12 protein-coding genes are annotated in these 12,722 nt (G+C 68.5%); 6 read left to right on the forward strand and 6 right to left on the reverse strand.

Annotated features, from left to right (window positions below; translation table 11 throughout):
* Positions 1–28: 28 nt before the first annotated feature.
* Together BST14_RS21595 and BST14_RS21600 are read left to right on the forward strand one after the other, a co-directional pair.
* Complete coding sequence (locus BST14_RS21595; RefSeq protein ID WP_083066413.1) at positions 29–2,419, forward strand: phosphoketolase family protein; 2,391 nt, start codon at positions 29–31, stop codon at positions 2,417–2,419.
* A gap of 61 nt (positions 2,420–2,480) precedes the next feature.
* Positions 2,481–3,242, forward strand: a complete 762-nt coding sequence (locus BST14_RS21600) for a CPBP family intramembrane glutamic endopeptidase (protein ID WP_083066403.1) — start codon at positions 2,481–2,483, stop codon at positions 3,240–3,242.
* Positions 3,243–3,248: 6 nt separating this feature from the next.
* Here the strand turns inward: BST14_RS21600 and BST14_RS21605 are convergent, their stop codons facing one another.
* The 6 genes from BST14_RS21605 to modA all read right to left on the reverse strand — a co-directional run bounded on the left by BST14_RS21605 (position 3,249) and on the right by modA (position 8,714).
* Positions 3,249–4,277, reverse strand: a complete 1,029-nt coding sequence (locus tag BST14_RS21605; RefSeq protein ID WP_083066404.1) for a zinc-binding alcohol dehydrogenase family protein — start codon at positions 4,275–4,277, stop codon at positions 3,249–3,251.
* 47 nt (positions 4,278–4,324) lie between these two features.
* The gene (locus tag BST14_RS21610) at positions 4,325–4,630 is read right to left on the reverse strand and encodes a GlsB/YeaQ/YmgE family stress response membrane protein (RefSeq protein ID WP_083066414.1); all 306 of its coding nucleotides are present in this window, start codon (positions 4,628–4,630) and stop codon (positions 4,325–4,327) included.
* A gap of 146 nt (positions 4,631–4,776) precedes the next feature.
* Positions 4,777–5,907: an alanine and proline-rich secreted protein Apa gene (locus BST14_RS21615; RefSeq protein WP_083066405.1), complete on the reverse strand. Its 1,131-nt coding sequence runs from the start codon at positions 5,905–5,907 to the stop codon at positions 4,777–4,779.
* 120 nt (positions 5,908–6,027) lie between these two features.
* Entirely contained in the window at positions 6,028–7,131 is a 1,104-nt protein-coding gene (locus BST14_RS21620) for a sulfate/molybdate ABC transporter ATP-binding protein (RefSeq protein WP_083066406.1), read from the reverse strand.
* Positions 7,128–7,928, reverse strand: coding sequence for an ABC transporter permease (locus BST14_RS21625; RefSeq protein ID WP_083066407.1), 801 nt, complete (start codon positions 7,926–7,928; stop codon positions 7,128–7,130). The genes BST14_RS21620 and BST14_RS21625 overlap by 4 nt, the downstream gene beginning before the upstream one ends.
* Before the next feature lie 9 nt (positions 7,929–7,937).
* Positions 7,938–8,714 (reverse strand): molybdate ABC transporter substrate-binding protein, encoded by a 777-nt coding sequence (gene modA, locus BST14_RS21630; RefSeq protein WP_083066408.1) that lies wholly within the window; start codon positions 8,712–8,714, stop codon positions 7,938–7,940.
* Between the two features lie 192 nt (positions 8,715–8,906).
* Here modA and BST14_RS21635 point away from each other — a divergent pair, with 192 nt between their 5' ends.
* The 4 genes from BST14_RS21635 to BST14_RS21650 all read left to right on the forward strand — a co-directional run bounded on the left by BST14_RS21635 (position 8,907) and on the right by BST14_RS21650 (position 12,617).
* Positions 8,907–9,584 (forward strand): SDR family oxidoreductase, encoded by a 678-nt coding sequence (locus BST14_RS21635; RefSeq protein WP_083066409.1) that lies wholly within the window; start codon positions 8,907–8,909, stop codon positions 9,582–9,584.
* Between the two features lie 57 nt (positions 9,585–9,641).
* On the forward strand, positions 9,642–10,559 hold the full coding sequence (locus BST14_RS21640; protein WP_083066410.1) for an LLM class F420-dependent oxidoreductase: 918 nt from the start codon (positions 9,642–9,644) through the stop codon (positions 10,557–10,559).
* Positions 10,560–10,671: 112 nt separating this feature from the next.
* Positions 10,672–11,052, forward strand: a complete 381-nt coding sequence (locus BST14_RS21645) for a DUF4189 domain-containing protein (RefSeq protein ID WP_083066415.1) — start codon at positions 10,672–10,674, stop codon at positions 11,050–11,052.
* 179 nt (positions 11,053–11,231) lie between these two features.
* Positions 11,232–12,617 carry an NAD(P)/FAD-dependent oxidoreductase gene (locus BST14_RS21650; RefSeq protein ID WP_083066411.1) on the forward strand — a complete coding sequence of 462 codons (1,386 nt, stop codon included), beginning with the start codon at positions 11,232–11,234 and terminating at the stop codon, positions 12,615–12,617.
* The last annotated feature ends 105 nt before the right edge of the window (positions 12,618–12,722 follow it).

Consider the following 12,722-nt stretch of genomic DNA (forward strand, 5'->3'; position numbering starts at 1 on the left):
TTCGCCGAAGGCGCGCACAATCGGCCCCGTGAGCCCAGAAACCCGAACCGTTGCCCCCGCGCGATCTCCGCTCTCCGACGACGAACTAGCTCTCATCGACAGGTACTGGCGTGCCGCCAACTATTTGTCGGTCGGTCAGATCTATCTCCTGGACAACCCGCTGCTCACCGAGCCGCTGTCCACCGAACACGTCAAACCGCGGTTGCTGGGGCACTGGGGCACCACGCCCGGGCTCAACCTCGTCTACGCGCACCTGAACCGGATCATCCGCAACCGCGACGCCGACGTCATCTACGTGACCGGCCCGGGCCACGGCGGCCCCGGGCTGGTCGCCAACGCCTACCTGGAGGGCACCTACAGCGAGGTGTACACCGGCATCGAGGAGGACACCGAGGGGCTGCGCAAGCTGTTCCGGCAGTTCTCCTTCCCCGGCGGCATCCCCAGCCACGTCGCCGCCCAGACGCCGGGCTCCATTCACGAGGGCGGTGAGCTGGGCTACGCGCTGGTGCACGCCTACGGCGCGGCCATGGACAATCCGTATCTGGTGGTGGCCTGCGTCGTCGGTGACGGCGAGGCCGAAACCGGGCCGCTGGCCGCCAGCTGGCACTCCAATAAGTTCCTCAACCCGGTGACCGACGGCGCGGTGCTGCCCATCCTGGCGCTCAACGGCTACAAGATCGCCAACCCGACGGTGCTGGCCCGCATCCCCCACGACGAGCTGGAATCGCTGCTGCGCGGCTACGGCTACCGGCCGATCACGGTCGCCGGTGACCACCCCGCCGACGTGCACCAGCAACTGGCCGCCGCGCTCGACGACGCGTTCGACGACATCGCGGCCATCCAGAGCGCGGCCCGCGGCGTCGGCGACCGGGCGGAGCGACCGGTGTGGCCGATGATCGTGCTGCGCACGCCCAAGGGCTGGACCGGACCCAAGGTGGTGGACGGCAAGAGGGTCGAGGGCACCTGGCGCTCGCATCAGGTGCCGTTGTCCGAGACGCACGACAATCCCGAACACCGCGCGCAACTCGAGGAGTGGCTGCGCAGCTATGCCCCCGAGCAGCTGTTCGACGAAAACGGCAGGCTCCGTGACGAATTGCGGGCCTTGGCGCCCACCGGCGATCGGCGGATGAGCGCCAACCCGCACGCCAACGGCGGCCTGTTGCTGCACGACCTGGACCTGCCGGACTTCCGCGACTATGCCGTGGCCGTCGAGCGCCCGGCGGCCGCCACGCACGAGGCCACCCGGGTGCTGGGCACGTTCCTGCGCGACGTGATCGCCCGCAACCGCGACCGGTTCCGGCTGATGGGGCCCGACGAGACGGCCTCCAATCGACTCGATGCCGTCTACGGATCGACCGACAAAGTGTGGCTTTCGGAGGTCGAGCCCGACGACGAACACCTCGCCCCCGACGGCCGCGTGATGGAGGTGCTCTCCGAACACCTGTGCCAGGGCTGGCTCGAGGGCTACCTGCTGACCGGACGGCACGGGCTGTTCAACTGCTACGAGGCGTTCGTGCACATCGTCGACTCGATGCTCAATCAGCACGCGAAATGGCTTGCCACCAGCCGGGAATTGCCGTGGCGGCGTCCCATCGCCTCGCTGAACTACCTGCTGAGCTCGCACGTCTGGCGCCAGGACCACAACGGCGCGTCCCACCAGGACCCGGGGTTCATCGACCTCGTCGCCAACAAGCGTCCCGAGCTGACCCGCGTCTACCTGCCGCCGGACGGCAACACGCTGCTCTCGGTGGCCGATCACTGCCTGCGCAGCCGCGACTACATCAACGTCATCGTCGCCGGCAAGCAGCCCGCGCTGGCCTACCTGGGCATGGACGACGCCATCGCGCACTGCACCCGCGGCCTGGGCATCTGGGAGTGGGCGAGCACGGCCACCGACGAACCCGACGTGGTGCTGGCCTGCGCCGGCGACATCCCCACGCTGGAGACGCTGGCCGCCGCCGACATCCTGCGCCGCCAGCTGCCGGACCTGGGGGTGCGGGTGATCAACATCGTCGACCTGATGCGGCTGCAGCCCGATACCGAGCACCCGCATGGCTTGCCGGACCGCGAGTTCGACGCGCTGTTCACCCCGGACAGGCCGGTCATCTTCGCCTACCACGGCTATCCGTGGCTGATCCACCGGCTCACCTACAGCCGCACCAACCACGCGCAGATGCACGTGCGGGGCTTCAAAGAACGCGGCACCACGACCACCCCCTTCGACATGGTGATGCTCAACGATCTCGACCGTTTCCACCTGGTCATCGACGTCATCGACCGGGTCGACGGGCTGGCCAATCGGGCCGCCATGCTGCGGCAGCGCATGGTCGACGCCCGCCTGGCAGCGCGGATGTACACCCGCGAGCACGGCGAGGACGACCCGGCGATTTCGGGGTGGACCTGGAACAACGGGGACTAAGATCGCCGTGGCGGCAATCGCGTTGGGCGGTCGGGCGCGGGCTCGCCGGTAAACTGGTCGGATGCTTGACGCCACCGGGACTGCCGGCACCGACCCCCTGGTGTCCCCGCTCTCGGCGCCGCACAGATTCCGGATCCATCTCGACATCGCCGTCGTCGTCGTGGTGCTGGTGCTGACCAACCTGATCGCGCACTTCACCACGCCGTGGGCGAGCATCGCGACCGTCCCGGCGGCGGCCGTCGGCCTGGTGATCCTGATGCGGTGGCGCGGCCTGGGCTGGGCGGACCTGGGTCTGGGCCGCGAGCACTGGAAGCCCGGCCTGGGTTACGCGGTGGCCGCCGTGGCCGTCGTGGCCGCGGTGATTGCGGTGGGCATCCTGCTGCCGGGAACCCGGCCGATGTTCATGAACAACCGCTACGCCACGATCTCCGGGGCGATGATCGCCTCGATGGTCATCATCCCGCTGCAGACCGTGATCCCCGAGGAGCTGGCGTTTCGGGGCGTGCTGCACGGAACCCTCAACCGGGCTTGGGGTTTTCGCGGCGTCGCGCTGGGGGGCTCGTTGTTGTTCGGGCTGTGGCACGTCGCGACGTCGTTCGGGTTGACCAGCAGCAATGTCGGGTTCACCCGGCTGTTCGGCGGCGGGATCGTGGGCATGGCCGCGGGGGTGACCGGTGCGGTGCTGGCCACCGGGGCCGCCGGGTTCGTCTTCAGCTGGCTGCGCCGGCGCAGCGGCAGCCTGATCGCGCCGATCGCGTTGCACTGGTCATTGAACGGGCTCGGCGCGCTGGCCGCCGCGCTGGTGTGGCACCTGTCTACCTGACCCGGTTCACACCAGCAGCACCGCCGCACCGGCGATGCGGCCGGCGCTCAGATCCGCCAGCGCCCGATCGGCCTGTCCCAGCGGGTATTCCGGCGTCGTCACCTCGATGTGGTGCTTTCCCGCGAAGTCGAGGAAGGCCCGCGCGTCGGCCCGGGTGTTGGACGTCACCGATCGGACCTGGCGTTCCTGGAAAAGGTGGCGTTGGTAGTTCAGGGTCGGGATGTCGGACAGGTGAATCCCGGCGATGGCCAGGGTGCCGCCGCGGTCGAGCGCCTGCAGCGCGGGTAGCACCAGATCCCCCACCGGGGCAAACAGGATCGCGGCGTCCAGCGGCACGGGTGGCGGATCGGCCGCGCCCTGGACCGACGCGGCGCCGAGCTGCAACGCCAGTTCCTGCGCCCGGGATCCGCGGGTCATCACGTGCACCTCGGCGCCTTGCGCCAACGCCACCTGCGCGGTGATGTGCGCGCTCCCGCCGAAGCCGTACAGGCCCAGACGCCCACCCGACGGCAGTTCGGCGCGCAAGAGCGAGCGGTAGCCGATGATGCCCGCACACAACAGCGGCGCCAGCTCGCTGTCGCTGTAACCGCCGGGCAGCGGGTGCGCGAAAGCGGCTGGAACCGTGGCGTATTCGGCATAACCGCCGTCGGCGTCCCAACCGGTATAGCGGGAATGGGGGCACAGGTTCTCGTCGCCGCGTCGACAGTATTTGCACGCGCCGCAAGTGTGGCGCAGCCAGGCGATGCCCACCCGATCGCCCACCCGGAATTCGTTGTCGGCCTCGGCGCCCATGTCTACGACTTCACCGACGACCTCGTGGCCGGGGGTGACCCGGTCGCGGTGCACGGGCAGGTCGCCCTCGGTGACATGCAGGTCGGTGCGGCAGACGCCGCAGGCGCGCACGGCCACCAGCAGCTCGGACGGACCCGGGTGCGGTATCTCGGTGGTGACTTGCTCCAGCGGGCCGGTGTTCATCGGCCCGGGTCGACGTACGCGCCAGGCGCGCATTGCCGTGGTGGTCACCGGTGAAGTCATCAATCCATCATGCCGCTGACCACCACGGCCGCAACGGGTTCAGCCGGCTAGGTCCTGCGGACGAGACGCACGATCCACAGCAGGACAACGGCGCCGAGCAGGGCGACGAAGAAGGTGAACCAATATCCGCCGCTATTGACGTCTACACCAACGAGATTGAGAACGACGCCAGCGACGAAGGCGCCGACGACGCCGATCACGATGTCCATCAGGATGCCGGAACCGCCACCTCTGACGAACTTGCTCGCAAGCCAGCCTGCGATTCCGCCGATGATGATATAGCCAATCCATCCGATACCCGTCTTGCCGTTGAGGTTCGCGGCAAGAAATTCGGTCGCTGCCATGACAGTCATGAATGTCTCCTTGCAATCGCTGGCAAAGCCCAGCGATTTGCTGGGCGTCATTTCGGTATACCCCGTTTGGGTCACGAAATGAATGCCGAATTGGAGACGGTTGACCAGTCGGTTTTCCGTTGCGACCGAACCGCTCGACGGCGCGGTCAGGCCGACAGGGTCTGCTGCGGCGTCGGCGTAGGGGGCGGGCTGCCCTCGGAGGCGGGCGCTCCACCCGGAGCCTGCGTGGGTGCTCCCGGAGCTGCGGGTGCAGGTGCACCCGGTGCGGCCGGCGCCGCGGGGGCCGGTGCGGGCGCACCCGGAGCCGCCGGCGCCGCGGGAGCCGGTGCGGGCGCACCCGGAGCCGCCGGTGCCGCTGCTCCAGGTGCCGGAGCGGGCGCAGCCGGGGCACCCGGCGCCGCAGGGGTCCCCGGGGCAGTTGCCGCCGGCGGTGTCCAGGCCTGGATCGACTCGGTGAGCGCCTTGGCCGCGGGCCGATCGACCGGATCGTTCGAGGTTCCGAGCCACACCACAAACCAGCGTTGGGCGGTCCCGCCGTTGGCCGCACCGATGACACCGCTCCAGATCTGGCCATTGGGCTTGGACGCATCGCTGAATTTGACTTCGTAATACGACGCGCTGCCGGTGCTGCCGTTGCTCCCGTTGAGCGGTGTGGCGTCCTGGTTGATTCGGGTGCCGGGATAGGGCATGAAGAACTCGCCCATGTCCGAGCCCAGCCGCACGGCGGCCTTGGCGTTGTCGGCTTCCGCACTTGCGTACAGCTTTTGGTCCAGGCGGCCCATCACGATGCGGGTGTCGTTGGCGACGGCCGGTGGCTGGTCGGGCATCGGCGGCGGGCCGGTGACCTTGCTCAGCAGCGCCGAGCCGTAATCGAGGTGCGACGCGTCCGACTCCACCCAACCGGGGGGAAGGACATAGCTGAATCCCCCGACAGCGTTGGTGATCCGCCCGGCGTTCGGGTCAGCCGGCGGTGGCGGCGGCGCGTTCGGGTCGACGGGCGGCGGCGGCGCGCCGTTGGGGTTGGGCGGCGGGGCGGCGTTGGGATCACCGGGCGCCGGTTGGCCATTCGGCGCCTGGGCGGCCGGCGGCACGGTGGGCGCGGGCGCACCGGGCGGGGCCGTGGCCGTGCTTGGCGGGACCGGGGTCGGCACCTCGGGGTCGGCGTTCGAGGTTGCCGGCAACGCGATGGCGACGGCGCTGGCGCCGGTCACCGTGGTGATTGCCAGGGTCGTCCACAGTCCTTTGCGACGGGTCGAGGTCGGATCCACCTGCTCCATGGCGACGAACCTACCGTGTTACCGCTGTGACGCAAGGACGCTTTGCGACGAAAGCGGCGCGCATTTACCGATGTTGCCAATGTGCAACCTTCTTCGGGCGACGCGGCCCGCACAGCGTGGTCACTGAGCGGCGGGGTGCAGCGCCACTTCGTGAGCCTTGACCGAGAACCACACCCGGTCGCCGGGAACCAGCTGCAGCTCCGAGGCGGCATCGACGGTGATCTCCGCCGCCAGGCCCGGGGCGCCGTCGGGTTGCTGCGTGCCGCGCACCATCACCGCGGGGCCGCGGACATCCATCTCCGCGACGGTGACCTCTACGGTGTTGCGGGGGCTGCCGTGCGGTCGATCGCGGTAGACGGCCACCGCCGTCGGCGGAAACACCGCGATCGCGTGCTGTTCGGGCAAAAAGGCATCACCGCTCTGCGCTGGGGCCGCATGCCAGCGGTCGCCGGAGACCGCGCGCAGCGAGCCGTCACGGTCGACGGTTCCATTCACCAGGTTGATGCCCGCGATCCGGGCCGCGAAATGACTGCCCGGCGCGGTGAGAACGTCTGGCACCGGGCCGATTTCGGTGATCCTGCCCGCCTCCAGCACCAGGACACGATCGGCCAGGGTGAACACGTCCAGCAGGTCGTGGGTGACCAGGACCGCCGCGCAGCCGATGTGGGTGATCACCCTGCGCAGCACGGCCCGGATCGCGGCGGCCGCGGCGACGTCAAGGCCTGCCAGCGGTTCGTCGAGCAGCAACACGTCGGGTTCGGCCGCCAGCGCCCGGGCGATCGCGACCCGCTGGGCTTGACCGCCGGACAGCTGCCGCGGTTTTCGGTCGGCCAGGCCCTCGGCGTCCACCTCGCGCAGCCACCGCAGCGCCGTGTCGGACTTTCTGGGGCGAGCCCCGCGCATCCTCGCGTGACGACTGTGCGGTCCGAAAGCGACATTGGCGGCAACACTGAGGTGCGGAAACAGCAGCGCGTCCTGCAGCAGCAGCCCGACCCGGCGGTCGTGGGTCGGCACGCTCACCCCGGCCGCGGTGTCGGTCAGGACCCGGTCCCCCAGCCGTACCACCCCATGGTCGGGACCGAGCAGCCCCGCGATGACATGCAGGACCGTCGATTTGCCGGCGCCGTTGGGACCGAGCACGGCGAGCACCTCGCCCGCGGACACAGAGAACTCCACGTCGACCCCGCGGTTCGCGACGACCGCGCGCAGCTGCAATTCGCTCATGGTTGCCCGGTGTCAGTCCCGGTCAGCCGGCGGGTGCCCAGACCCAGCACCACCAGGGCCGCCACGACGACCAGCAGGATCGACAGGGCCACGGCGGCATTGGCGTCGGTCACCCGCTGCAGGTAGATCTCGAGCGGCAGCGTGCGGGTCACCCCCTGGCGGGATCCGGCGAAGGTCAGCGTCGCGCCGAACTCCCCCAGCGAACGGGCGAAGGCCAACACGGCCCCCGAAGCCACGCCCGGCAACAGCAGCGGCAGGGTGACCCGCCACCAGACGACGCTCGGGCGTGCCCCAAGCGTCGCGGCCACCAGCTCGAAGTCGGCGCCGGCGGTGCGCGCGGCGCCCTCGAGGGAAATCACCAGGAACGGCAGCGAGACGAAGGTCTGTGCCAGCACCACGGCGGCGGTGCTGAACGCGATCCCGATGCCGGCGGCCTCGAGGTACCGGCCGAGCAATCCGAGCCGGCCAAACGCATACAGCAGCGCGATGCCACCCACCACGGGCGGCAGCACCAGGGGCAGCAGGATCAGCGGCCGGAGCAACCGGACCACCCGCGCGGTGCTGCGCGCCAGCACCAGCGCCATCGGCACCCCGAACACCAGGCACAGCACCGTGCTGACGGCGGCGGTCTTCAGGCTCAGCAACAGCGCCGTTCGCGACGACGAGGTGGTGATCAGCGACCAGAAATGCGGCCAGTCGACCTTGACCGCGATGGCCAGCAACGGCAGCACCACGAAGACGGCCCCAGCCGCCGCGGGGAGGTAGACCCAGCGGGGCAGATCCGTCGGCCGGTGCAAGGGCGGCGCTCAGGGTTTTGCGAAGCCGGCCTGGGCCAGGATCTGCTGCCCGGTCGGCGAGGTCACCAGGTCGACGAACTTGTGCGCCGGCGCGGCGAGCGGCGCGTTCTTCAGCACACCGATGGGATAGACGTTCACCGCGGTGGCGGCCTCGGGAAAGTCGACGGTGGCGACCTTACCGCCGGCGTTCTTCGCGTCGGTGACATAGACCAGCGCGGCGTCGGCCTGGCCGCTGGTGACCTTGTTGAGGGCGTCGGTCACGCTGGGTTCCTCGCTGACCGGGCTGAGGCGCACGCCGGTGCGGTCTTCGACGCGGTGGGTCGCCGCCCCGCACGGCACCGGCTGCTGACAGGTCACCACGTTGAGGCCGGGCCTGGCCAGATCGGCGAAGGAGCCGATCCGCTTCGGATTGCCCGGCGCCGTGACGATGACCAGCGTGTTCGACGCGAAGTTGGTCGGGCTGCCGGTCAGCAAGCCGGCCTTGCTGACGCTATCCATCTGGGCGGTGTCGGCCGAGGCGAACACGTCGGCCGTCGCGCCCTGTGTCAGCTGGGTCGCCAGATCGGACGAGCCGGCGAACTCGAAGTCGACGCCGACACCTGGATTCTGGGCCTTGAACCGCTGGCCGATTTGGGTGAACGCCGGCTTGAGCGACGCCGCGGCGAACACCACGACCTTGCCCGAGGCCTGCGAAGGCTGCGCGGTCGGCGACGTGGAACCGCATCCGACCAGCCCCGCTGCCAGCACCGTCGAAACCACAGCGAACAGGATCCCGATCCGACGCATGGGTGAACCCTAGCCCGCCGACATTGCGGTCCGCTCGGCGGTTGAATCGCCGCAAGAAAGTGCGCGAGACAGTGACGGCCGAATAGTTACGCAACTGATCCGCGCGTCGCGCCGGCGAAAGTTTAGCCGGCTAGCTACCGTCCAGTAACATATGCGGGATCGTGCCATAACGCGCGTGCACACGAGGAGGTCATGGCAGTGGAGGTGCTGGTTACCGGCGGAGACACGGAGCTGGGGCGCACGGTAGCCGAAGGCTTCCGCGATGACGGCCACAAGGTGACCCTGGTGGGCGCACGCAAGAGCGACCTGGAGATCGCCGCCAAAGAACTGGAAGTCGAGGCGATCGTCTGCGACACCACCGACCCGGCCAGCCTCGAAGAGGCCCGTCCCCTTTTTCCGCATCACCTGGACACCATCGTCCACGTGCCCGCGCCCGCCTGGGAGGCCGGCGACCCTCGCACCTATTCGATCGCCGATACCGCCAATGCCTGGCGCAATGCCCTTGACGCGACGGTGCTTTCGGCGGTATTGACCGTGCGGACGGTGGGTGATCACCTGCGCTCGGGCGGCTCCATCATCGGTGTGGTGCCCGAGAATCCACCGCCCGGCGGCGCCGACGCAGCGATCAAAGCCGCGCTGTCGAACTGGGCCGCGGGCCAGGCCGGCATTTTCGGCACCCGCGGCATCACCGTCAATGTGGTGGCGAGCGGACGCAGCGCCGAAGCCGGTTACGACGGGCTGTCGCGCACGCCGGCGCCGGTGGCCGTCGAGGCCGCCCGCCTGGCGTTGTTCCTGACCACCTCGGCGGCCCGCCACATCACCGGTCAGACGCTGCACGTGAGCCACGGCGCGCTGGCCCGTTTCGCCTGAGGCGTAACGCCTCGCGTCCCCTTCTTTCGGGCGGGACCCGTCGCTACGGTAGTCCTCGTGGCTATTCGACTCGGTCTGCAGATTCCCAACTTCTCCTACGGCACCGGGGTTGAACAACTCTTCCCCACCGTCATCGCCCAGGCCCGCGAAGCCGAATCCGCCGGATTCGACTCGGTTTTCGTGATGGACCATTTCTACCAACTGCCGATGCTGGGCTCGCCCGACCAGCCGATGCTGGAGGCCTACACCGCCCTGGGTGCGCTGGCCACCGCCACCGAGCGGGTGCAGCTGGGCACACTGGTGACCGGCAATACGTATCGGAACCCGAGCCTGCTCGCCAAGATCATCACCACGCTGGACGTGGTAAGTCAGGGGCGGGCGATTCTGGGCATCGGCACCGGATGGTTTCAGCTCGAGCACGACCAATTGGGTTTCGAATTCGGCACCTTCACCGACAGGTTCAACCGGCTCGATGAGGCCCTGCAGATTATCCTGCCGATGATCAAGGGCGAGCGGGCCACCGTCTCGGGCAAGTGGTATCAAACCAGCGAGGCGTTGGCGAATCCCCGCCTCCGGGAACATATTCCGCTGATGATCGGCGGCAGCGGCGAAAAGAAGACCATCCCGCTCGCAGCACGGCATTTCGACCATTTCAACGTCATCGCGGGGTTCGACGAGCTGCCGCGCAAACTGGACGCCGTGCGCCGGTCTTGCGAGGAGGTGGGCCGCGACCCGGCGACCCTGGAGACCAGCACCCTGACGACGGTGCTGATCGACGGCAACGCGAGCCCCGACCAGATTCCCGCCGAGATGACACAGCGCATGGTGGCCGGCACGCCGGACTCCGTCGCCGATCAGATCAAGTCGAAGGTGATCGACGCGGGCATCGACGGCGTGATCATCAACCTGCCCTTCTACACGCCCGGCGTCATCGAGGCGGCCGGCGCAGCGCTGCGTCCGCTGGTAGGCCTGTAGCCCTTGGCACTCGGTCGGCTCGCGGATTCGTGGCGCCGCGGTGATACTTCGGTGTAGCAGCGATGACTTGCGCCACAAGCGCGCAGCGCGGAAGAAAAGGGGCCGGAAGGCCATGAAGAATCGAGCTTTCGCGGCGATAGCTGTTTGCGCGGTGTTCGTCCCTGTCCCCGTCGCGCACGCCGACAACAACTGGATCGCGATGGCGATATCGGACTCCACCGGGCACATCAGCATCGCCGATGGTGCAGCCAACCAGGGCGCGGCCGAGAAGGCGGCGATGGACACATGCCGCAAGAGCATCAGCGATTGTCGGCTGCTCGCCAGTGGCCAGGGTGGCTGCATGGCACTCGTCTTGAACGCGGCCAAATCCAGGTACTTCGGGGGCTGGGGTCCGACACGCGAAGAGGCGCAGGCCGCGGCGCTCGGGCGCGCGCCCGGCGGAACGATCCAGGAAGGCCACGAGCACTGCGCGGGAGAAGGTTCTCCCCAATGACGATTGCGTGATTCGCCGGTGTGATAACTACGCCACAATGCCCGCGGTCGACCAGCACTGATACAGACGATGTGTTTGATTACACATGTTGCCAGCTAGGTTTGCGGGTATCCGCCTGACTAGCGTTGTGACTGACTGCAGTCGCGCGTCCAAAAGCCCTCGTCAGGAGCAGCGGAATCATGAGCCCCCAGCCAGGAACCACAGACGGACCGGAGCGTCGCCACCAGGTCGTCATCATAGGCTCCGGTTTCGGAGGATTGAACGCGGCTAAGAAGCTCAAGCACGCCAACGTCGACATCAAGCTGATCGCCCGGACCACGCATCACCTTTTCCAGCCGCTGCTGTACCAGGTCGCGACGGGCATTGTGTCCGAAGGGGATATCGCGCCACCCACCCGGGTCGTCCTGCGCAGGCAGCGCAACGTGCAGGTGCTACTCGGTGACGTCACCCACATCGATCTCGAGGGCAAATTCGTGGTGTCCGACCTGCTCGGGCACACCTACGACACCCCCTACGACAGCTTGATCATCGCCGCGGGCGCGGGTCAGTCCTATTTCGGCAACGACCATTTCGCCGAGTTCGCGCCGGGCATGAAGTCGATCGACGACGCGCTCGAGGTCCGCGGCCGGATCCTGAGCGCGTTCGAACAGGCCGAGCGCTCGCGTGATCCGGAACGACGGGCCAAGCTGCTGACGTTCACCGTGATCGGGGCCGGTCCCACCGGCGTCGAAATGGCCGGGCAGATAGCGGAATTGGCGAAGGACACGTTGAGAGGCTCCTTCCGGCACATCGACTCGACGAAGGCGCGGGTGATTCTGCTCGATGCCGCGCCCGCCGTGCTGCCGCCCTTCGGCGACAAGCTGGGCAAGCGCGCGGCCGACCGGCTGGAGAAGATGGGCGTGGAGATCCAGCTGGGCGCGATGGTCACCGATGTCGACCGCAACGGCATCACCGTCAAGGACTCCGACGGCACCATCCGGCGCATCGAGTCGGCGTGCAAGGTGTGGTCCGCCGGCGTGTCAGCCAGCCCCCTGGGCCGCGACCTCGCCGACCAGTCCTCCGTCGAACTGGACCGGGCCGGCCGCGTCAAGGTGCTGCCCGACCTGTCGGTGCCCGGCCACCCGAACGTGTTCGTCATCGGCGACCTGGCCGCCGTCGAGGGCGTGCCGGGCGTGGCGCAGGGCGCCATCCAGGGCGCCAAGTACGTCGCCAACACCATCAAGGCCGAGCTCGGCGGCGCCAACCCGGCCGACCGGGAACCCTTCCAATACTTCGACAAGGGCTCGATGGCCACGGTGTCGCGGTTCTCCGCGGTCGCAAAGATCGGTCCGGTCGAGTTCAGCGGGCTGTTCGCCTGGTTCGCGTGGCTGGTCCTGCACTTGGTGTACCTGGTCGGATTCAAGACCAAGATCAGCACGCTGCTGTCCTGGACGGTGACATTCCTGAGCACCCGCCGCGGTCAGCTCACCATCACCGAGCAGCAGGCGTTCGCCCGGACGCGCCTGGAACAGTTGGCGGTGGTCGCCGCCGAGGCCAATCGGCCGGCGGCCAGGCGCGCCAGCTAGCTGTTGCGGGTCATGACGTTGTAGACGTCGGCATGGTCGGGATGTGAGGAGGACGGGTCCTTCGGCGGCAGGATGAGAAATCGCCAAACCCCTCGTCCTGAGCAT

Source organism: Mycobacterium arosiense ATCC BAA-1401 = DSM 45069 (assembly GCF_002086125.1).
Classification (GTDB): domain Bacteria; phylum Actinomycetota; class Actinomycetes; order Mycobacteriales; family Mycobacteriaceae; genus Mycobacterium; species Mycobacterium arosiense.

Excerpts from the sequence above, each read along its gene's own strand:
- BST14_RS21600 (WP_083066403.1), top strand. The coding sequence starts at position 2,481 with ATGCTTGACGCCACCGGGACTGCCGGCACCGACCCCCTGGTGTCCCCG.
- BST14_RS21605 (WP_083066404.1), bottom strand. The coding sequence starts at position 4,277 with ATGACTTCACCGGTGACCACCACGGCAATGCGCGCCTGGCGCGTACGT.
- BST14_RS21610 (WP_083066414.1), bottom strand. The coding sequence starts at position 4,630 with ATGACTGTCATGGCAGCGACCGAATTTCTTGCCGCGAACCTCAACGGC.
- BST14_RS21615 (WP_083066405.1), bottom strand. The coding sequence starts at position 5,907 with ATGGAGCAGGTGGATCCGACCTCGACCCGTCGCAAAGGACTGTGGACG.
- BST14_RS21620 (WP_083066406.1), bottom strand. The coding sequence starts at position 7,131 with ATGAGCGAATTGCAGCTGCGCGCGGTCGTCGCGAACCGCGGGGTCGAC.
- modA (WP_083066408.1), bottom strand. The coding sequence starts at position 8,714 with ATGCGTCGGATCGGGATCCTGTTCGCTGTGGTTTCGACGGTGCTGGCA.
- BST14_RS21635 (WP_083066409.1), top strand. The coding sequence starts at position 8,907 with ATGGCAGTGGAGGTGCTGGTTACCGGCGGAGACACGGAGCTGGGGCGC.
- BST14_RS21645 (WP_083066415.1), top strand. The coding sequence starts at position 10,672 with ATGAAGAATCGAGCTTTCGCGGCGATAGCTGTTTGCGCGGTGTTCGTC.
- BST14_RS21650 (WP_083066411.1), top strand. The coding sequence starts at position 11,232 with ATGAGCCCCCAGCCAGGAACCACAGACGGACCGGAGCGTCGCCACCAG.